This is a genomic window from Bacillus sp. G402, from assembly GCF_051172515.1.
GTDB lineage: Bacteria > Bacillota > Bacilli > Bacillales > Bacillaceae > Bacillus > Bacillus altitudinis.
In genome coordinates this window covers 190,040-209,482 of record NZ_JBPIZC010000002.1, presented here as the reverse complement: position 1 = coordinate 209,482, position 19,443 = coordinate 190,040, and the positions used below count along the sequence as shown (strand labels likewise).

Here is a 19,443-nt window from a genome sequence, read left to right as displayed (position 1 = left end):
AAAAGTTAATTATGAACGAAACAGAACCGTTCTCATTTACAAGTATGCAGGAAGTAGCTCCTGTAGCTATTCCAGAAAGACAGTTCATTCAATCACATGACGGCATTCGTCTTGCTTATTATCCGTTTTTATCAGAAACAAACACGCAGACCAATGTGATCATCATTCATGGCGGAGGCGCTCACAGCTTGGCTGGTTATGAGCATATTGCCTATACATTGCAACATGATTTTCACGTGAATGTGTTTCTGCTGGATTTGAGAGGCCACGGATATTCTGAAGGAAAGAAGGGGGATACACCCAAAGTCACTGACGTGTGGCAAGATATTTCGCAAGTTGTGGATGTCATCAAACAGCAGCACGAAGGAGCAATTTATCTTTGTGGTCATTCCTCTGGAGCTGGATTGCTGCTTCAATATCTATCTTGGGATGAAAAAAGAAAAGTAGACGGTTACTTTTTTATTGCTCCTGAATTTGGCTACAAATCTGACACAGCGAAGTCTAATCAAGTCCCTTTTGCCACAGTTCAAGTTTGGAAATTCGTGCTATCTGCGATGACAAAAGGAAGGCTGATGGGGCATTCAGAAGCTGTACGATTTCACTACCCAGCATGGGTAATTGCACAAGATCCACTTCTTTTAACAGGCATTACCATCAATATGTCTCTTGCCTTAACGCCATCTGCACCTCAAAAACAATTTGCAAGGCTGGACCAGCCTTATGGCATGTTTGTTGGAAGCGAGGATGAGTTATACGACGTAGACAAATTTCATCCATATCTGGCGCTTCCAAATCAGCAGGTGAAAAATCAATCTGTTTACCAAGTGATAGAAAACCATACTCATTTGTCCATTTTACTAGAATCAGGAAAAAAGATTGGGCGTACCATCCAAATGTGGAAAAGTTCCATTTAACCTGAACAACTAGTCAACACTCTACCTTTTTCTTAAAAATTTACATTGACACCATCCTTTTCTATGATAAAATCATAGTGTGATAATGAGAATCGTTATCAAACGATATGACTACATATAGAATGGATAGGTGAGGTACATGTTCAAAAAATCTTTTTGGTCGCTATTAGTTGTGCTCTCCATCGTATTACTTGCGGCTTGTGGCAGTAATAGCAGTGAAGGCAAGTCAGATAGTAATGAGAAAACAAGAACCGTTGAAAGCGCTATCGGTTCAACTGAAATTAAAGGATCGCCTAAACGTGTGGTGACGTTGTATCAAGGAGCAACAGATGCAGCCGTCGCTATGGGCATTAAACCAGTGGGTGTTGTAGAATCTTGGCTTGAAGCACCTACGTATAAATATTTAAGAGATGATTTAAAGGGTGTCAAAATTGTTGGGCAGGAAACACAACCAAACTTAGAAGAAATTGAAAAGCTGAAGCCAGATTTGATCATTGCATCAAAAATCCGTCACGAGCAAATTTTTGATCAGCTGAAAGAAATCGCGCCAACTGTTGCAACAGAAACAGTGTTCACTTTTAAAGACACAGTGAATTTAATGGGTGAAGCGTTAAACAAGCAAGACAAATCAAAAGAATTGCTGACGAAGTGGGATGACCGCGTCGCTGACTTCAAAGAAAAAGCAAAGAAAGACATTAAAAACTGGCCAATGAGTGTGTCTGTGGTGAACTTCCGTGCAGATCATGCAAGAATCTATCAAACTGGGTTTGCAGGTTCAATTTTAACAGAGCTAGGCTTTGAAGGTCCTAAAAATGTCAAAGATAAAAAGCAAGATATCATTACACTTACAGACAAAGAGAGCATTCCACAAATGGATGCAGATGTGATCTATTACTTCATGGATGATCAGGATAAAGCAGTTGAAAAAGCATATAAAGAGTGGACAAGTCATCCTTTATGGAAGCAGCTTGATGCAGTGAAAGCGAAACAAGTGCATAAAGTGGATGAAATCACTTGGAACATGGCTGGCGGTATCACTGCTGCAAACATGATGCTTGATGATATTTATGATCGTCTAGGGCTTGATAAATAAGTGTAGCAGAGGAGAAAATGTGAAAAACCATTTTCTCCTTTTTCCATAACAGATTGAAAGCGGGAATCAGATGAGAAGTTTATTAAAAAAGGATTCGAGCAAGGCACTGCTATTTGCTGGATTCATCGTATTGATGTTGGTCTTTTTTATGCTCAGTATTTCTCTTGGGCAAACCTCAATTTCCCTCAAAGCCACCATCCATGCGTTTCTTCAGTTTGATGAGTCAGATCCAAACAGTGTGATTGTCATGACATCCAGATTATCAAGAGCTTTAATTGCGACGGTTGTTGGATCAAGTCTAGCGATTTCAGGTGCACTCATGCAGGCATTGACGAGAAATCCGCTGGCTGCACCAGATCTTTTAGGTATTAATGCAGGTGGACTCTTTTTTATTGTGATTTCGATTGTTTTCTTTTCTACCGAGTCGTTAACAGGTTATATGTGGACGGCCTTTTTAGGCGCTGCCATTGCAGGTATGCTTGTCTTTCTTCTAGGCTCCATTGGAAGAGACGGACTGACACCGGTCAAAATTGTACTCGCAGGTGCTGCGATATCTGCTCTGTTTGCGTCCTTTACGCAAGGACTTTTAATCGTGAATGAACAGTCCATTCAAAGCATCCTGTTCTGGATGGCTGGTTCAGTGTCAGGAAGAAGTATAGATATGCTGCTGCCTGTGCTGCCTTATATTCTTGGGGCGACTGTGGTGGCGCTGCTTCTTGGCCGCTCGATCAATGTCCTTTTATCGGGTGATGATATTGCGAAAGGGCTTGGCCAGCGTACGTTGCTTTTGAAGATGACGATGGGGGTACTTGTCGTCTTTTTAGCAGGTGGTTCCGTCGCTGTCGCAGGATCCATTGGATTTGTTGGTTTTCTTGTGCCGCATATTGTGAAAAAGCTTGTTGGACCTGACCACCGCTGGGTACTGCCGTATTGTGCTGTTGTAGGGGCGTCGCTTTTACTTGTCGCAGATCTTGCCGCTCGTTTTCTGATCATGCCGCAGGAAGTACCGATTGGTGTCATGACGGCGGTAGCAGGAGCGCCTCTATTTGTTTATCTCGTGCGCAAGGGGTTGAAGACAGGTGGCTAAAACATATACAGTGCGTTCAAAGGGCGGGCGCATTTCATTTCAATTTTCAAAGCGGACGTTTTTGATTTTACTATTATTGACAGGCGTTGCCTTTGGTTTATTTATTCTGAGCCTTTGTATGGGCAGCCGCTTTATTCCGCCTGCTGATGTGCTGCTACATATCTTCGGACAAGGCGAGGGAAATACGTTTGTATTAAATACGTTGAGGATTCCAAGGACCCTGCTTGCGGTTTTAGTGGGAGCGGCACTTGCGGTATCGGGGCTTATTTTACAAGGTCTCATTCGAAATCCGCTTGCATCGCCTGACATCATAGGAATTACGAGCGGTGCGTCGTTTGGCGCCATTATGTTCATCGTCTTTTGGATGGGCACTGTGCCTATTGCTTATCAGTCGTTGTGGGCAATTGCAGGCGCTTTTGCGGTATCATGCCTGATTTATTTGCTTTCATGGAAAAAAGGCGTCAAGCCGATCACGCTCGTCTTGATGGGGATTGGGATTTCCGCCATTATGAAGGCGTGTGTGACGTTTACTCTTGTGCTCAGCGATACGATGACCACGACCAAGTCATACATCTGGCTGACGGGCAGTTTATATGGTTCTACAATGAAGGACGTCATCGCAATGCTTCCTTGGGTATTGATGATTTTACCGATTGTCATGGTGCTGGCAAGAACGATGAATGTGAAGGAGCTTGGAGATGATCTTGCAACAGGTCTCGGGGTGAAAGTACAGGCAAAAAGGTTATTCTTTCTACTGATGAGTGTGACATTAGCCGGTATTGCCGTTGCATTCGCAGGTGGTATTGAATTTGTTGGACTGATGGCGCCACATGTGGCAAGGATGATCATCGGTCGTTCCTTTATTGCGCTTGTTCCAGCATCTGCGCTTGTTGGAAGTATTCTCGTGATGCTGGCAGACTTAGTTGCGAGAACGGCCTTTCTCCCGTTAGATGTCCCGGCAGGTGTGTTTACGGCGGCGATTGGTGCACCGTTCTTTATTTATTTGTTATATCAACAGCGAAATCGTTAAACGAAAGATGGGGGTTTTGACATGAAGCCAGAGTGGGTTGAGAGAGAATTACTTGATTTCGGGGTACACATCACAAATGGACCAATGACATCTGATCGCACACTTGCTGCGCTTTTTTCAGAAGCATCTATCAGACGTTTATTAGAAGCTGAAAAGGAAGCGATGCATGCACCGAATATAGCAGTGGCGGCGTCCATGTTTTCAAAACGCTATGCCTATTTAGCTGTTAGTTCTACTTTGTACTTGATGACGATGTATGATGCTGTCTACCGGTTTTCACCAGAGGCGTGTGTCTTTAGAGAAGATCGTAAAATTGAGCTAGATGAAATGCTCTGTTCTTTTGTTCAGTTAGAAGGAGATCGTCATGAGTGGAGAGAGCAGGTCGTCCGCATGCTATTTACGCAGTGTGTCACACCTCTTTTAGATGTATTGAAACGTACTTCAAGACTTCCGTATTCAATTTTATGGGAAAATGTAGCGGTACGTATCAATTCTCTTTACCGTAGCATGATGCGAGAAACGGAAGAGCCTAAAATGAAAGAGCGCATACGGGAGGATTATTTGTTTCTGAAGAAGGCGTCGGGTGATCTTTTCGGAGCGAAGCAAAATCCTTTCCAGCACAGCTTAAATTTAGATGAAAGTTTGCTAGACACATCAAATCGAAAGACTTGCTGTATGTATTATAAGCTTGAGAAAAAATCAGAGAGCCTTGATTATTGTCTCGTCTGTCCGCTAAAGTAAAAAAACACCTTATGCAAGGTGTTTTTTTATTAGATTAGATTTTTCTTAAATATTTATATGTAAATTTAAATATGATATTTATGTTATATTGTTTCATTATATCATCATTTATGGAAGGAACTGATATGAAAAAAATTATCATATATATCATCTTTATTTTCATCATCATCATTGGCTTGTTCTTCATTCAACCACTTAAAAACCACATCTCTTTTCTTAAAGTAAAAAGTACAAATCTTACTGAATTAAAGGTGGGAGAATTGAAGTTGGGATTAATAAAGAGAAACTATAGTGAAAACGAGTGGATTAAAACTTCAAATTCAAATTATTTTAAAGTGAATAATAGAAAAGAAATAGTGGCAATCTCTTTAGAAAATAATCAAAGTAATATAAACAACACAATAAATATTCATTCAACTAAAAAAGATATCTATGATTATTTAGGTGAAAATTATTATCGTAGAAATGACGATCAGGGATATGAAATTTTAGGCTATAAGGATTCAAAGCATGATATCAAAATAGAATTTTTCTGTTTAGATCGCAATGTAGAAAGAATTATTATTAGTAAATTGGGGGAATAAACATAACATAATGATCAGAATCTTTATAAGTTGAGAAGTGTGTTTGATGTTGCATGATCATCTTTTATAGATGTAGTAATGGGAAGAGGCACTGCTTGTTCATAGCAGTGCCTCTCTTTTTTATTCCCAAATATCGCTTACCCATTCAGGGTGATCAATAAAAGGATTGCGATTGTGCTGGTACGTTTGATAGATGATTTCGTTACGATTTCGTTCGATTTGATCGACTGGATCTTGCTTGTGCCATTTTAATAGGACAGACATTTTGCCGTGAAGAGGGGCGCTTCCATTATTCACTTTGTTGTTTAATTCTAAATCTGGGAAGCGGTCATCGCCTTCATATCGGACGGCCATATAAAAGAGCATTCTTGCTACATCTCCTTTCACCCGGCTATGAGGTTCAAATGAGTCGTTGTCGTAGAAGTTGCCCGGCGCTCCCTTGTATTCATTTCCGCCTATATCAAAATCTAAATTTCCTCGTGTGCTATTCGTTTGTACGTCTGTTGCCCGAAGGTGATGGAGATCTGTACCAGGTCCTTGGCTCGTCCCAAAATTGCCGTGAGATTTAGCCCACACATGCTCCCGGTTCCACTGTCCCACGTTTCCTCCATTTGCTTGCTTTGACCTGGAGATACCGCTATAGAGCAAAAGCACATTGCTTGGATTTTTTGGATCTTCATCCGTTTTCTTTAATGCATCCCAAACCTGGCTGTAGGATAGCTGCGTATGATCATCAATAATATCGTGTAATGCTTTCTTAAGAGCAGGCCCAGATTTGCCAGCAGCAGATTGGTAATAGGAATCAATTTGACTTGAAGCAGTTGTTTTCGCATGTTGAGCAGATGTTTCGGTTTGTAGCTGTAACGGGGAAAAGGTGATGGTTTGACTCGGTTCATTCAGAGTAAAGCCTTGAGCATTTGCAGCGGGAGGCAGCGGAGCGGCAAATGTGCCGAAAATCATGATTCCGGCGGCCACAGTTCCAAATAAAGATCTTTTCATTCTATTTCCTCCTTCATAGGGAATGTATACTCTTTAGTTCTATCATATTGCCATAAAGAAATAAATGGATTTATAGTAAATTTTATGTAATTAATTCGTAAGAAAAGAGATTGCTATTTTATCAGCATTGCTGTATAAGTGGGCATATAAGGATGGACACAGCAAGGGAGAGGATGGATAACGTGAAAGAACTACACACACCTACTAGAACAATTATGACACCAGGACCTGTCGAAGTAGATCCGAGAGTCCTTCGGGTGATGAGTACACCAATTCTTGGTCAATTTGATCCTGCATTTACAGAGATCATGAATGAAACGATGACCTTATTACGATCACTTTTTCAAACAGAAAATGAATGGGCTTATCCAATTGATGGGACGTCCCGCTCAGGACTTGAAGCTGTGCTTGCCAGTGTGATCGAGCCCGGAGATGTCATGCTCGTTCCGGTCTTTGGACGCTTCGGTCATTTGCTGATTGAAATTGGACAGCGCTATGGTGCTGAGGTACATACAATGGAATGTGAATGGGGAACGGTTTTTAAGCAAGACGACATCATCGCAGAGATGCATCAAGTCAAGCCGAAAATTGTTGCGATGGTTCATGGTGAAACATCTACCGGAAGATTACAGCCGCTTGAGAAAATTGGTGAAGCATGCCGAGCGCTTGATGCGCTTTTTATTGTAGACGCTGTGGCGACAATTGGTGGAGTCGAGGTCAAGGTAGACGAATGGAAAATCGATGCGGCAATTGGGGGCTCACAGAAATGCTTGTCTGTTCCATCAGGGATGTCACCGATCACATATAATGACCGGGTGGCAGATGTCGTACAATCGAGAAAGAAAGTAGAAAAAGGGATTGCAACACAGGACGAACTGCAAAAACAGGTAGACATTTCTCCAATCAAAAGCAATTACTTTGATCTAAGCCAGCTGCAAGATTATTGGAGCCCGAGGCGGTTAAATCATCATACAGAAGCGACGACGATGCTTTATGCACTGAGAGAAGGGGTTCGACTTGTGCTAGAGGAAGGTCTGGAGGAACGTTTTCAGCGCCACTTGTTTCATGAAAAGGCTTTAATGGCAGGACTTGAAGCGATGGGGCTTGAATTATTTGGTGATCCAGACTGCAAAATGCCGGTCGTGACGTGTATCGTCATTCCAAGTGATATCGACGGAGAAGCGGTCCGGGCTGATCTTCTTCATCATTTTGGAATTGAAATTGCGAGTTCATTTGGGCCGCTTGCAGGACGGATATGGAGAATTGGCTCAATGGGCTATAGCTGCCGAAAGGAAAATATTCTATTTGTTTTAGCAGGCCTTGAAGCCATCTTGATGAAGTACGGAGCAGCCATCAATTGTGGCGCCGGGTTACAGGCGGCTCTTTCCATCTATGAACAAGCTGAATAAAAAAGGGATACTCAAAATACTCGCCACCAGCGGGTATTTTTTATTTGGGAAAAAACGCTGTTTTTTGAAAAACTAGACTTATAGAGAGCGATATCGCTATACTGAAGAAGTTCTTATCATTTTTGTCATCATTTTCATTTATTTTGAAGAAAGAGGTTTTAATATGAAAAAAATGGGCAGATTGTACATTTTGATGCTCAATATTTTTATTGCCATGCTTGGATTTGGTCTGATCGTTCCTGTCATGCCAAGTTATATTGAAGCCTTTGGCGCAACTGGGAAAACACTTGGTTTCCTCGTTGCTGCAACTGGCCTCACACAATTTGCTTTATCACCCGTCGCCGGAGCGCTGACTGATCGATTTGGACGCAGAAAATTGATTATTGCCGGGATTGCCGGCTTTACGGTAGCTCAATTTATTTTTGCATTTGCCGATCAGCTTTGGATGCTGTTTGTGTCTCGGTTTTTAGGCGGAGCTGCTGGTGCGCTGCTGATGCCCGCCATGTTTGCCTACATTGCTGATATCACAAGTGAAAAGGATCGAGGGAAAGGAATGGGGCTATTTAGTGCAGCAATGACGTTAGGCTTTGTCATTGGACCGGGTGTTGGGGGTTATTTGGTTGAGTTTGGGATTGCTTTTCCTTTCCTCATCGCTGGTTCCTTTGCAGCCCTGTCGACGCTGTTGTCTTTCTTGTTCTTACCTGAAACTTTAACAAAGGAAAAGCAGGAAGAAGCACGATTGAATAAAGAGCTTCATTTCAATCCTTTTACGCAGATGATTCAGGCTTTAAAAACACCATACGGTTTTTTGTTTATCTTGGCCTTTGTTTTGAATTTCGGAATCATTCATTTTGAATCGATCTTTGGCTTATATGTGGACCAAAAACATGGCTTTACACCGAAGGATATTGCATTTGTCATTACGGTAGCTGGACTTGCGGGTGTCATCGTTCAAGGTGCTTTAGTAAATACCTTTGTGAAACGATTTGGCGAAATGCGAGTCATTCGTTATGCCCTTTTAGCTGCGGCATTTATGCTGATCGCCTGCCGCTTTGCTCCTTCCTTTTGGCTCATTTTTACGGGCTCCATTTTATTTTTATCAGCCACCTCGTTTGTTCGTCCAGCTCTCAATACATTACTATCTAAAATGGCAGGGAATCAGCAGGGGGTAGCAGGCGGCCTCAATACCTCCTTTATGAGCCTTGCGAATATCGTCGGGCCAAGTCTTGCGGGTATTTTATTTGATGTGAATATTGAGCTGCCATTTATGTTTGGAACGCTAGTGCTTTGTATGAGTTTTATTGCTTCTATTTTATGGGCGAAAAAAGCGCAGCAACATTCCCATGCCGTATCGTAAAGGCAGCATAGAAAAAACCGATCAGCACAAATGGATCGGTTTTTTTCGTCATCGCTCATACTTCACGACTGGTGATTTTTCTTTATGCAACGCATGAATCAATGCATCGTCTACATGCAAATGCTCCTTCACTAATTGAGGAGGGGTTAAGGCCATCCATTGGTTCAATGAAATATCTGCAAAACGATCGCTTTTAAACATTTCTAGAAACCAAAGGCTCGTTTGCCCGATATTTTGTATGTAATGCCCCATCCCGAAAGGAACATAACCAACATCACCTGCTCTGTAATTAAAGGTGCGAGCTGTCCCGCCTGCTCCAAAAACCGTCATTTTGGCTGTGCCGGTTAAATAGTATTGCCACTCATCATTATTCGGGTGCCAGTGCATTTCTCTCATCCCGCCAGGTTTTACCTCCACAAGTGCAGCAGCAATGGTTTTAGATACTGGAAAATTGCGTGAGTCGACGATTCGCACGGTTCCACCAGAGGTCACGATTGGTTTTTGACGAAGGAGCTGGTGGGTAAATGGCGGTTTGATGCCGCCATATGGATCAGAGACTGTTTGGCTTTCAATGGATGCCGGTGAAGAGCCTTGAAACATATAGCGTTGTTTATGTGGAATGTGATCAAACAGCTTGATTGGCACGCCGAAATTAGCAGAAAGAATGTCTTTTGGTGTATGAGCAAACCAGTCTGTGATGGTGAACGTATCAAATTCAGAAAAAGCACCATCATCAAACACAAGGAGAAACTCACAGCCATCCTCAAGACCTTGAATGGAGTGCGGAATACCGGGCGGGAAATACCACAAGTCTCCTTCTTCTACATCAGCGATCATATTCCGTCCTTCTGCATCTACAGATGTGATCCGGGCTTTGCCTAAAATCATATATGCCCATTCCGCCTGCTTATGCCAATGAAGCTCACGAACACCTCCGCGCGTAAGCCGCATGTTCACACCAGCAATCGTTGTTGAAACAGGCAGCTCTCGCTCGGTAATTTCCCTCGACCAGCCGCCATGATTCAAGTGCATATGTGTATCAGAATAGGAAAATTTTAAATTAGGAATCGTCCCCGCATCCGTTTTAGGGGGAACGAACATATCTGGGTTCTCCATATCGCGCAGAACGTCTCGCGGGCCTAAATCGGTTGCGCCGGCCCCATCGTCTCGAATCGGTTGCGGGATGTGACGAATCTCCTCATCCATTTGACACCACTCCTTGTCATTCACATTTCTCCTCCAAAATATATGAGGCGTAAGAAAAAAAGATTCAATTGGAATCGGATGAAAGGTGCTTTTGAATCCGCAAAGCTAATCGCAAGCGCAATGTTGCGTCAGGATCTTTTAGGCTGATCTGGAGCAGTTCTTCACATTTCTCCAGTCGATATATCACGGTGTTGCGATGAACAGATAAACGTTTGGCTGTTTCTGAAATATGGCAATGTGTTTCGACATAAACAGATAAGGTGTGGAGAAGATTTGGATCGACTTGTGATTGTTCATATAATGGGTGGAGGTACCGCTCATAGAATGTTGTTAAATCTTTTGGTGGGATGAGCTTCAGTAAATCTGACACATCTTTTGCTTGATAGAACTGAATGTATTCAGTTCGTAATGAGAGCTGGCCTGATTGCAGAGCATGGGCAGCTTCACTGAATCCTTTTGGCAGATCAATGATGAGATAACCGCTTAAGCTTACACCAAAGGAAATGGTGGCATTCACATGCTGTTTAATAAGGATCTGCATTTGTTTTAAAAAAGAGCAGATCGATTTGTTCATTGCCAGCCAGCCGCCAGTCTCTTCTATAAGGAAGATGCCGATATCTCCTTTGACAAAAAGAAAGGCGGGAAATGGACAGTGCGAAAGGGTGCTTTCAAGTAAAGCAAACACATCATCTACAAGGGTTTGCTGCTTAAGGAAACAAGTGAAATGACTGCTCTGATCAAGTTGACAGACGATACATAAATAGGGAATCGTTGTGTTTAATCCAAACATGCGTGCCAGACAGGCAACATCTTGCTCTAAGGAAATCGTCCCCTCCATCCATTTGCGAAACCATTCATTTTTGGCTCGCTCTGTCGATTGCTTGATGGCATGTTGTTTGATGCGTGAAATGGACATGGCATTTACAGCTTGTTCAATTATCAAATGCAGCCCCATGTCGTCTTGAGGATGAATGAAGGCGGGAACGACTAAATAATCATAAGCTTGTTCGTTTATATAGATAGGAAAAACAGAAACGCTTTCTTTTGAATGAACCATAGAAAAATAATGCTGCTGCGTACTGTGAAACAAGCGGAGCATTTGTATCCAATCTGGATTTGTCATACCTTGGAGTGAGGTGAAAAGAATACGTCCATACTGATTGATCAAATAGACAGGCTGATGAATTCTTTGGGCCACTTTTTGCAATGCTTCAACATGATGATCGACAATGTTCATATCCACTCATTCTCCTTTTTTTAGAGCTGAAGCCTTTGGTGAAGATGAATAAAAAAATGGACAATCGCTGTCAAAGTCTCTGATATCAATTTTATGTTATCAGCTCCATTCAATTTAGATAGAAAGTTGTGATGTAATATCACAAAAAAGATGGCAGGGCAACATCACATCAGTCATCTTCATTCAGAAAAATGGGTAAATATGATATGTTGTAGACAGAAGAATTTCTTTCAGAAAGATGGGTATCCCAAGAAACAAAGACTTTCAATGGGAAAATCCGTTTAGACAAGCAAGTGGCAAGAGGTGAGATAGATGATTTATATCGGATTAACTGGCTGGGGAGATCATGACAGTCTGTACCCGCCGAGAATCGGCAGCTCTCAAAAGCTGTTTCACTACGCATCAACGTTTCCCATTGTGGAACTGGATGCAAGCTTTTATGCTGTTCAGCCTGAGCGGAACCATGAAAAATGGATAAAAGATACGCCAGACGCCTTTCAATTTGTTGTGAAAGCATATCAAGGAATGACCGGGCATCAACGAGGCGAGATCCCGTTTGCTTCAAAGGAAGAAATGTTTGATGCCTTTATTCTTTCACTGACTCCTCTCATTCGAGCAGGGAAACTGGCGATGGTTCTGTTTCAATTTCCACCATGGTTTGATTGCAAAAAGGAGCACGTCCACTATTTAAGATGGTGTAAGGAGAAGATGGGGGACATTCCTTGTGCACTCGAATTCCGAAACCGAACTTGGTTTTCAGACGAGTTTTATGAACAAACCTTATCCTTTATGGAGAAAGAAGAGTGGATTCATTCCGTCTGTGATGAACCGCAAGTCGGAGAAGGATCTATACCGCCAGTCATAAAAGCCACACACCGTGACAAAACATTGGTCCGTTTCCACGGAAGAAATAAACAAGGCTGGCTTCACCCGGCAGATCATGAGAACTGGCGTGAAGTTCGTTACTTATATTTATATAATGAAGCTGAACTAAAGGAATGGAAAAAGAACCTCGACATCCTGCATCAACAATCGAAAGATGTATATGTCGTATTTAATAATAACTCAGGCGGAGATGCGGCAGCGAATGGCCAGCAAATGATTGATTTACTGGATTTGACGTATTCAAGCTTATCGCCGAAGCAGTTAGATTTATTTAGTTAAATGAGAGCTGCGGCTTTCAACCTGAACGAGACGGTTCAGTGACAACTTGAGGGAGAGATCAACATGCTGCAGAAGCTATGGTTATATCATACAAACGACTTGCACAGCCACTTTGAAAACTGGCCAAAAATCGCAGCTTATATTGAAGAAAAGCGTCAAGTTCACGATCAGATGCTCTTATTTGATATTGGCGATCATATGGATCGAGTAAACCTTGTATCAGAAGCGGATTATGGAAAAGTGAATGTCAAACTTCTCAATCAGCTTGGCTATGATGGCGTCACAATTGGTAATAATGAAGGCATTACGTTGCCTCATGAGCAGCTCGACCAATTGTACAAAGACGCGCAATTCCCGGTGATTTTATCTAATTTATTTGAAAAAGGCAAAAGACCATCGTGGGCAAAGCCTTATGAAGTGATCACGTTGAACAATGGACTGAAGATCGCCGTCTTAGGGGTGACCATTGCGTATACACCTGTCTATGAAAAGCTGGGCTGGGACATTACAGACCCATTTGAGAGCATACGGGAGATGCTGCAAGAAGTGAAAGGACAAGCCGATGTCATTGTTCTTCTTTCCCATCTAGGCATCATCCATGATCGAGAGGTAGCCCATGACTTCCCGGAAATCGACATCATCTTAGGCTCACATACGCATCATCTTTTAGAACAGGGCGAAATGGATAATGGCGTTCTTCTTGCATGTGCTGAAAAGTATGGGCATTATATTGGCTGTGTCGAGCTGACCATTGACACAGCGAGTAGCGAGCTCATCGAGAAAAAAGCGACGGTGCAATCAGTGGACCAGCTGATCAGCGAATCCGATGAAGCGATCATGACTTTACAGAAAGCAGAAAGACGAGCGAAGTCACTCATGCAGGAAAAAGTGACATCCATTAAATCAAAGCTCGAAACAAAGTGGTTTGATGACTCCCAGCTTCCGCAACTTTTAACAGATGCCATTAAAGAATGGTGCGGGGCAGATATCGGCATGATGAATGCAGGGATGGTGCTTGATTCATTAGAGGCTGGCATCGTCACTAGAGAAGACATTCACCGGATATGCCCGCACCCCATTAATCCAATCCGGGTGACGCTTACTGGGAAGCAATTGATCGAAACAGTTTCTCGTGGCTGTGAAGAAAAAATGGAACAACTGCGCATCAAAGGCTTTGGCTTTAGAGGCGAACTGATGGGGAAAATGCTATACAGCGGTTTGACTTATTCATTAGAAGAGGGCGAAACCAAACGAGTAAAAGAGGTCTATGTAAACGATCAACTCGTCAAAGAAGATGATTCCTATACGGTTGGCACAGTGGATATGTATACACTTGGTTCTCTTTTTCCTCATATACGTGACCATGAACACATCGAATATTTTATGCCGGAATTTTTACGTGATGTCCTGAGCTGGCGATTGAGGGACGAAAAGTGAAATCCGCTCCAGCCTAACAACACTTGCCCTCCCTTCACATAGATTGTGTTGAAGGGAGTGAAGGGATATGGTGAATTTAACACCTATTACAATTGATGGCCATTCCTTTACAGCCGTCACCGTCAAATTGCCAAAGACCAATTTCATGGCAGTGACAAATGAGCATGGTTATATTATGTGCGGTGCACTTGATGTCGGGCTCCTAAATGAAAAGCTTGCAGATAGAGGAATCATCGCAGGAAGAGCAGTCGGTGTAAGAACCATCGAGCAATTGCTGGATGCACCTTTAGAATCTGTGACATATGCCGCTGAGTCACTCGGCATTCATGCTGGCACAATTGGAAGAGATGCATTATTAAAAATGGTGAAATAAAATGTACAGATGATTCCTATCCCCCCGCCTGTCTGCATACACTTGTAATGGAGAAGGGGGGATTTTTTATTGAGATTGAACCGCCGTTATCGCCCCTATAAAAAGGGCCCTCTGCCATTTCGTTACGTCATGCTGCTTGCCGTATTATTTTTTGTGCTCTCAACTGTCATTAGCCTATTCTTCATCAATCGTTCCATTAAACCAACGTTGATTCACATTGCTGAACTAGAAACAGAACGAATCGCCAATCATCTTATCCAATATTCTGTTCAGGATTTTGCAGATGATCAGGAGAATATGAAGGATATGGTTGTGATGAATACCAGTGAGAACGGAAAAGTGACAACCATCGACTTCAATGCGCAAGCAACATCGAAAGCAATGGCTGACCTGTCACGTCACCTTCAAAAAAATCTAGAGGACATTGAAAAGGGGAATTTTCAAAAAGAGGCAAAAGAAGCATTAAAGGATCAAACAGATGGACATGACGGCATTATATATAACATTCCGCTTGGGCAAGCGTCCGGAAATGCACTTATCGCCAACCTAGGACCAAAAGTGCCTGTACGATTCAGTGTCATTGGTGACCCGCATACGGACGTTGAAAAAAACATTAAGCCTTATGGCATCAACAATGCCTTGATTGATATTAGTGTGCTCATTGAGGTGAAGGTGAGAGTCATCATCCCATTTGCCTCAGAAACCATCGTCGTCAAAAACTCCGTGCCTGTCTCCATTCAAGCCGTTCAAGGAGACGTCCCAGATTATTATAATGGCAGCGGAACAAATTCAGGCGCTCCATCGATTGTTCTGCCAGAAAAAAAGGAGAAGAAAGAATAACAGCCCAATGGACGGATGGGGCTGTTTTTTTCATACACTGTGATTGCATATAGTGTTTTTGTGATGCACGTTTTATTGTTACGAAACAGACAGTCTTGTCCTTGCATCATTTTCATCGGTGATATAGGTCACGTCTTCAAATCCACATTCAACTGCATTCTTGTATAGCCATTCGAGTGTTCCCTTATTTTTGCAATAGATCGTGACATAGGAGCAATCGGCTACTAAAAGAACAAGCTCGCATTGGCTTTCAATAAATTCTTCATAGGTCTTAATATGAGTCAATGTCCCTTTTGGATATGCTTGTAAATCGGCGAAAATCATATAATACGTCTTGTTTTCAATGAGGTGTTTGAGTTCTATACCGTCCATTTCTGTTTTACCTTCAGGAAAAAGTTCTTCATCTTTTTCGCCATCAACTAGTATATTCGAGTCTTCGGTATCGATTCGCCAGCTGAATTTAGTGATGTCGATCGGTTTTAGCACTTCTCCAAGGAAGCCTCCGTATTCATTTGGAATGGTAAAGGTCAGTCCTCTTTTCAAAAAACAACCCCCTAACTACTCTTTGTGAAGTAATCTTTCATTGGCTGCGATGCTTAGACTTATTTATGTGATCTGTTCATCTTATCCTAATTAACCACTTGATTCCATACGAATCGCGTGCCATGATAAATGTTCATTGTTTTCCTTTTTGAATAGTGTAGCTATCCTGAAGGCTGATTTTTCACGATCGTCAGTTATGAAAGTGAGAGGAGGATTTGATTGATATGAAGAAAATTCATGTAAGCGGATTTTGTTTTTTAGTATTTGCCATTGTATTTAGTGCTAAATATATGTCAGCATCGATATTATTAGCTGGGAGTGACAGTTTGAGTGTCGACTTATTTAGAGGGATGTTTGACATGATTCCACTTGAAGTAACAGTTGTGTATCTCCTTTTTTTCATCATGGGTATTCTTTTTTTAGTTTTAGGATTGAAAGAAAAGCATAAGCAGTAACAGTAGACAAGTGATAATGTTGATACATATTAAAAGGAGAAGCCAGCGGTATCGCTAAACTTCTCCTTTTATTTATCGACGTTTCCGCTCGGCTCTTTCCCATGCCCTTAAATGAGGGTAAGGATCAAACGACCATTCAGTTCGTCCATTGTCTTTATACATGCCATAATGAAGGTGAGGCGGGAATTTTCCTGCTGTGCCAGGTGGACCGTAACCGGAGCTTCCGACTGATCCGATGACTTGACCAGGTTCTACAATCTGCCCAGCTTTGAGTCCTTTTGCAAAGCCATTTAAGTGGGCAAAATAATGATAATGATTATGAATATCTCGAATGCCGATCCGCCAGCCGCCAAAGCGATTCCAGCCTTTCATTTCAATCACTCCGTACGATGTCGCACGAACAGGAAGACCGTAATGAGCAAAAAGATCAGTGCCCTCATGAATTCTTCTGCCTCCAAAGCCTCTCGCATCACCCCATGTACTCCTGTAGCTGTAGTCAGCGCCAACCGGAAGAGGAAACGCATGCTTACCAAGGTCAAGATGGCCGTAATGCTTATAGAGCTTCATAAAAGATGAAATGATTCCAACGGTTTGATCACGTCCGTAATAATCCCACAGCGCGATTTTTAATTGGTCGATGCTGCTGCCGTAATGGAGCAAGTATTGAGCAAACGTGAACAGGACATCTTCATCGTTATCGATTTCTGCTTTTCCATCCCCATTTCCATCAAGCCCAATACCGTCGAACACTTTAATGCTTAATGGAGAGGTATCCTGCTTATTTGGATTTTCTGGTCCTATCCACATTTCCCGGGGAATGTAGATGCCAATCACACCTGTTTGTTTTGGTAAATCTCTTCTGCTTTTGCGTATATTGTGTTCATACTGATCAACCGCAGCAAGTACATACCACGGGACCTGTGTGGTGATGGCGATCTTTTCATACAGTGCCATTCGCTGTTTTAATTCATCGGGCTGTTTGTTTGTCCCTTGTGCATGGACTGAAGCGGGAATCATTGAAAGAGCGATGATGATCGCTAAAACCACTTTCACAAACGTCCATCTCCTTTCTTCGAACATCTCTTCTACCGTTTAGTGTGGTTTGATCACGTTATTTCATAAGAAGAAAATGTTAGTAATTTTCTTCTGTTATTTTAGGAGTCTTTTGGGTATTTTTGCAGCTCATTCCCTTGTTGTTCAATCTGTACTATGTTAAAGTGTCTAAAGAAAAGGCCTTAGGCCGAAGATTCAATTTTTTGCGGCAACAGCTGCATCCATCGTATATAGCAGGAAGATGATTGTATATGCACCTTTAACGAATTCATATGGAGATGATGGAATTGGCAAAGAAGGAAGAGCACGTAAGAAAACCGGACTGGCTTAAAATTAAGCTGAATACGAATGAAAACTATACCGGTTTGAAAAAAATGATGCGGGAAAACAACCTGCATACCGTTTGTGAGGAAGCGAAATGTCCGAATATTCACGAATGCTGGGCAGTGAGAAGAACTGCTACATTTATGATCCTCGGATCTGTTTGTACGCGCGCATGCCGTTTCTGTGCGGTGAAAACCGGACTTCCTACTGAATTAGACTTGCAAGAGCCAGAACGCGTGGCAGATTCAGTGGCTTTGATGAATTTAAAGCACGCTGTTATAACAGCGGTTGCAAGGGATGACCAAAAAGATGGCGGAGCAGGCGTGTTTGCTGAAACTGTTCGTGCCATTAGAAGAAAAAGTCCATTCACAACAATTGAAGTTCTCCCTTCAGACATGGGTGGCAATTATGATAATTTGAAAACGTTAATGGATACACGCCCTGATATTTTAAATCACAATATTGAAACAGTACGCAGGTTAACACCAAGAGTTCGTGCACGGGCTACATACGATCGTTCATTGGAATTCTTGCGTCGTGCAAAAGAAATGCAGCCTGACATTCCAACGAAATCAAGCATTATGATTGGACTTGGTGAAACGAAGGAAGAAATCATTGAAGTTATGGATGATCTTCTTGCCAATAACGTTGACATCATGGCAATTGGTCAGTATTTACAACCGTCGAAAAAGCATTTGAAAGTGCAAAAATATTACCATCCAGATGAGTTTGCAGAGCTGAAGGAAATTGCTATGTCTAAAGGCTTTAGCCACTGTGAAGCTGGACCGCTTGTCCGTTCTTCTTATCATGCAGACGAACAAGTAAACGAAGCGTCTAAGAAGCGTCAGGCGCAAGCATAACAAAGAAAACGCCAGAGCTCTCTGGCGTTTTTTCTCGTATTAATTTTGGCCGTAAGGTGCGTTTCGTCTCATGGTCCGATCGGAATTCGTCATGCCATTGGCATCTTCTTTCGTTGAAATATCTCCGCCTTGAGGAGAGTATTTCATTTGTTGAATCGTTTTTGTTAAAATTTGATCAAAATCACGTGAATTGGTTTGAAGACGTGAAAAATTGGCAATGGATTGAAAGTGCTCTGGGTTATCAGAGACGTACACATGATAATAACGAGGGAGAACAGAAACCGCTGTTTTTTTCACTTGATCGGCTGATTCATCTCGGTTTTTGTTGCCTGTTCGATACACAATGAGGGCATCCTCGTCTGTGACAAGTGTTGCTGCATCCTTTATATTTGGCAGCTGGATGGCTAAACTTGTAATCACGTGGGCAAGGTGCTCACGATTTAAAGCAGGGGTTCTTTCCTTTTGATCGGTTACTTGCTGGCGCTGATAACGAACATAGCCTGCTCGATTCGTATCTGCTTCTGGCATGTTGGAATTATTTCCTTCATGACGATCAGACAGGCGGATTGTCTTGCTGGAAGAATCTTCATCCACTTGCCGGTTCATGCCTGATTGAAAGCCGCACCCGCCTAAAAGCATGCATAGGAGAATAGTGGCTGTGAGTTGTTTCATCATAAATGTGACCTCCTTTTTTCTTTAGCTTCGGCTAAATCGGAAAAAACATGCTTTAGCAATTG

The 19,443-nt window shown here is 42.3% G+C and carries 20 protein-coding genes; 14 read left to right on the top strand and 6 right to left on the bottom strand.

The window, feature by feature from the left end; all coding sequences use genetic code 11:
• The first annotated feature begins 11 nt into the window (after positions 1–11).
• The 6 genes from ACSBQP_RS09725 to ACSBQP_RS09700 all read left to right on the top strand — a co-directional run bounded on the left by ACSBQP_RS09725 (position 12) and on the right by ACSBQP_RS09700 (position 5,449).
• Positions 12–914 (top strand): alpha/beta hydrolase, encoded by a 903-nt coding sequence (locus ACSBQP_RS09725; protein ID WP_017359301.1) that lies wholly within the window; start codon positions 12–14, stop codon positions 912–914.
• Between the two features lie 139 nt (positions 915–1,053).
• On the top strand, positions 1,054–2,007 hold the full coding sequence (locus tag ACSBQP_RS09720; protein WP_007500381.1) for an ABC transporter substrate-binding protein: 954 nt from the start codon (positions 1,054–1,056) through the stop codon (positions 2,005–2,007).
• 70 nt (positions 2,008–2,077) lie between these two features.
• A complete protein-coding gene (locus ACSBQP_RS09715) occupies positions 2,078–3,094 on the top strand; it encodes a FecCD family ABC transporter permease (RefSeq protein ID WP_007500383.1) in 1,017 nt (338 codons plus the stop codon).
• Positions 3,087–4,124 carry a FecCD family ABC transporter permease gene (locus ACSBQP_RS09710; protein ID WP_017359303.1) on the top strand — a complete coding sequence of 346 codons (1,038 nt, stop codon included), beginning with the start codon at positions 3,087–3,089 and terminating at the stop codon, positions 4,122–4,124. Before ACSBQP_RS09715 ends, ACSBQP_RS09710 begins: the two co-directional genes overlap by 8 nt.
• Before the next feature lie 21 nt (positions 4,125–4,145).
• Positions 4,146–4,865, top strand: coding sequence for an IucA/IucC family C-terminal-domain containing protein (locus ACSBQP_RS09705; RefSeq protein WP_435028357.1), 720 nt, complete (start codon positions 4,146–4,148; stop codon positions 4,863–4,865).
• A gap of 125 nt (positions 4,866–4,990) precedes the next feature.
• Positions 4,991–5,449: a hypothetical protein gene (locus ACSBQP_RS09700; RefSeq protein WP_025207927.1), complete on the top strand. Its 459-nt coding sequence runs from the start codon at positions 4,991–4,993 to the stop codon at positions 5,447–5,449.
• A gap of 120 nt (positions 5,450–5,569) precedes the next feature.
• On the opposite strand, the gene ACSBQP_RS09695 is transcribed toward ACSBQP_RS09700, so the two are convergent.
• Positions 5,570–6,448, bottom strand: coding sequence for an endonuclease I family protein (locus ACSBQP_RS09695; RefSeq protein WP_041507729.1), 879 nt, complete (start codon positions 6,446–6,448; stop codon positions 5,570–5,572).
• Positions 6,449–6,621: 173 nt separating this feature from the next.
• On the opposite strand from ACSBQP_RS09695, the gene ACSBQP_RS09690 reads away from it, so the two are divergent.
• Positions 6,622–7,857, top strand: a complete 1,236-nt coding sequence (locus ACSBQP_RS09690; protein WP_026050143.1) for a pyridoxal-phosphate-dependent aminotransferase family protein — start codon at positions 6,622–6,624, stop codon at positions 7,855–7,857.
• A 163-nt stretch (positions 7,858–8,020) separates the two neighbouring features.
• The gene (locus ACSBQP_RS09685; protein ID WP_435028356.1) at positions 8,021–9,214 is read left to right on the top strand and encodes an MFS transporter; all 1,194 of its coding nucleotides are present in this window, start codon (positions 8,021–8,023) and stop codon (positions 9,212–9,214) included.
• Positions 9,215–9,262: 48 nt separating this feature from the next.
• Here the strand turns inward: ACSBQP_RS09685 and ACSBQP_RS09680 are convergent, their stop codons facing one another.
• Both ACSBQP_RS09680 and ACSBQP_RS09675 read right to left on the bottom strand, forming a co-directional pair.
• A complete protein-coding gene (locus tag ACSBQP_RS09680) occupies positions 9,263–10,420 on the bottom strand; it encodes an oxalate decarboxylase family bicupin (RefSeq protein ID WP_008346857.1) in 1,158 nt (385 codons plus the stop codon).
• A 64-nt stretch (positions 10,421–10,484) separates the two neighbouring features.
• Positions 10,485–11,657, bottom strand: coding sequence for a PucR family transcriptional regulator (locus ACSBQP_RS09675; RefSeq protein WP_202734246.1), 1,173 nt, complete (start codon positions 11,655–11,657; stop codon positions 10,485–10,487).
• Between the two features lie 312 nt (positions 11,658–11,969).
• Between ACSBQP_RS09675 and ACSBQP_RS09670 the strand changes: the two genes are divergently transcribed.
• The 4 genes from ACSBQP_RS09670 (at position 11,970) to yunB (ending at position 15,471) form a co-directional block, all read left to right on the top strand.
• The gene (locus tag ACSBQP_RS09670; RefSeq protein ID WP_060781365.1) at positions 11,970–12,821 is read left to right on the top strand and encodes a DUF72 domain-containing protein; all 852 of its coding nucleotides are present in this window, start codon (positions 11,970–11,972) and stop codon (positions 12,819–12,821) included.
• Between the two features lie 63 nt (positions 12,822–12,884).
• Positions 12,885–14,258: a bifunctional metallophosphatase/5'-nucleotidase gene (locus tag ACSBQP_RS09665; RefSeq protein WP_202734247.1), complete on the top strand. Its 1,374-nt coding sequence runs from the start codon at positions 12,885–12,887 to the stop codon at positions 14,256–14,258.
• A 67-nt stretch (positions 14,259–14,325) separates the two neighbouring features.
• Positions 14,326–14,631, top strand: coding sequence for a YunC family protein (locus tag ACSBQP_RS09660; RefSeq protein ID WP_007500404.1), 306 nt, complete (start codon positions 14,326–14,328; stop codon positions 14,629–14,631).
• 69 nt (positions 14,632–14,700) lie between these two features.
• Complete coding sequence (gene yunB / locus ACSBQP_RS09655; protein ID WP_017367991.1) at positions 14,701–15,471, top strand: sporulation protein YunB; 771 nt, start codon at positions 14,701–14,703, stop codon at positions 15,469–15,471.
• Positions 15,472–15,549: 78 nt separating this feature from the next.
• Here yunB and ACSBQP_RS09650 read toward each other — a convergent pair whose 3' ends face one another.
• Positions 15,550–16,014 (bottom strand): DUF2691 family protein, encoded by a 465-nt coding sequence (locus ACSBQP_RS09650; protein ID WP_081114360.1) that lies wholly within the window; start codon positions 16,012–16,014, stop codon positions 15,550–15,552.
• Between the two features lie 224 nt (positions 16,015–16,238).
• Between ACSBQP_RS09650 and ACSBQP_RS09645 the strand changes: the two genes are divergently transcribed.
• Positions 16,239–16,469, top strand: coding sequence for a hypothetical protein (locus ACSBQP_RS09645; RefSeq protein ID WP_008346846.1), 231 nt, complete (start codon positions 16,239–16,241; stop codon positions 16,467–16,469).
• Positions 16,470–16,541: 72 nt separating this feature from the next.
• Here the strand turns inward: ACSBQP_RS09645 and ACSBQP_RS09640 are convergent, their stop codons facing one another.
• Positions 16,542–17,486, bottom strand: a complete 945-nt coding sequence (locus tag ACSBQP_RS09640; RefSeq protein ID WP_224559398.1) for a M23 family metallopeptidase — start codon at positions 17,484–17,486, stop codon at positions 16,542–16,544.
• A 323-nt stretch (positions 17,487–17,809) separates the two neighbouring features.
• Here ACSBQP_RS09640 and lipA point away from each other — a divergent pair, with 323 nt between their 5' ends.
• Positions 17,810–18,706, top strand: a complete 897-nt coding sequence (gene lipA, locus ACSBQP_RS09635) for a lipoyl synthase (RefSeq protein WP_008360456.1) — start codon at positions 17,810–17,812, stop codon at positions 18,704–18,706.
• 39 nt (positions 18,707–18,745) lie between these two features.
• Here the strand turns inward: lipA and ACSBQP_RS09630 are convergent, their stop codons facing one another.
• Entirely contained in the window at positions 18,746–19,381 is a 636-nt protein-coding gene (locus ACSBQP_RS09630) for a YhcN/YlaJ family sporulation lipoprotein (RefSeq protein ID WP_007500413.1), read from the bottom strand.
• Positions 19,382–19,443: the final 62 nt, after the last annotated feature.

Coding starts and splice junctions, on each gene's coding strand:
- ACSBQP_RS09725 (WP_017359301.1), top strand. CDS start 12: ATGAACGAAACAGAACCGTTCTCATTTACAAGTATGCAGGAAGTAGCT.
- ACSBQP_RS09720 (WP_007500381.1), top strand. CDS start 1,054: ATGTTCAAAAAATCTTTTTGGTCGCTATTAGTTGTGCTCTCCATCGTA.
- ACSBQP_RS09715 (WP_007500383.1), top strand. CDS start 2,078: ATGAGAAGTTTATTAAAAAAGGATTCGAGCAAGGCACTGCTATTTGCT.
- ACSBQP_RS09705 (WP_435028357.1), top strand. CDS start 4,146: ATGAAGCCAGAGTGGGTTGAGAGAGAATTACTTGATTTCGGGGTACAC.
- ACSBQP_RS09700 (WP_025207927.1), top strand. CDS start 4,991: ATGAAAAAAATTATCATATATATCATCTTTATTTTCATCATCATCATT.
- ACSBQP_RS09695 (WP_041507729.1), bottom strand. CDS start 6,448: ATGAAAAGATCTTTATTTGGAACTGTGGCCGCCGGAATCATGATTTTC.
- ACSBQP_RS09690 (WP_026050143.1), top strand. CDS start 6,622: ATGGATAACGTGAAAGAACTACACACACCTACTAGAACAATTATGACA.
- ACSBQP_RS09685 (WP_435028356.1), top strand. CDS start 8,021: ATGAAAAAAATGGGCAGATTGTACATTTTGATGCTCAATATTTTTATT.
- ACSBQP_RS09680 (WP_008346857.1), bottom strand. CDS start 10,420: ATGGATGAGGAGATTCGTCACATCCCGCAACCGATTCGAGACGATGGG.
- ACSBQP_RS09675 (WP_202734246.1), bottom strand. CDS start 11,657: ATGAACATTGTCGATCATCATGTTGAAGCATTGCAAAAAGTGGCCCAA.
- ACSBQP_RS09670 (WP_060781365.1), top strand. CDS start 11,970: ATGATTTATATCGGATTAACTGGCTGGGGAGATCATGACAGTCTGTAC.
- ACSBQP_RS09665 (WP_202734247.1), top strand. CDS start 12,885: ATGCTGCAGAAGCTATGGTTATATCATACAAACGACTTGCACAGCCAC.
- ACSBQP_RS09660 (WP_007500404.1), top strand. CDS start 14,326: ATGGTGAATTTAACACCTATTACAATTGATGGCCATTCCTTTACAGCC.
- ACSBQP_RS09645 (WP_008346846.1), top strand. CDS start 16,239: ATGAAGAAAATTCATGTAAGCGGATTTTGTTTTTTAGTATTTGCCATT.
- ACSBQP_RS09640 (WP_224559398.1), bottom strand. CDS start 17,486: ATGATTCCCGCTTCAGTCCATGCACAAGGGACAAACAAACAGCCCGAT.
- ACSBQP_RS09630 (WP_007500413.1), bottom strand. CDS start 19,381: ATGATGAAACAACTCACAGCCACTATTCTCCTATGCATGCTTTTAGGC.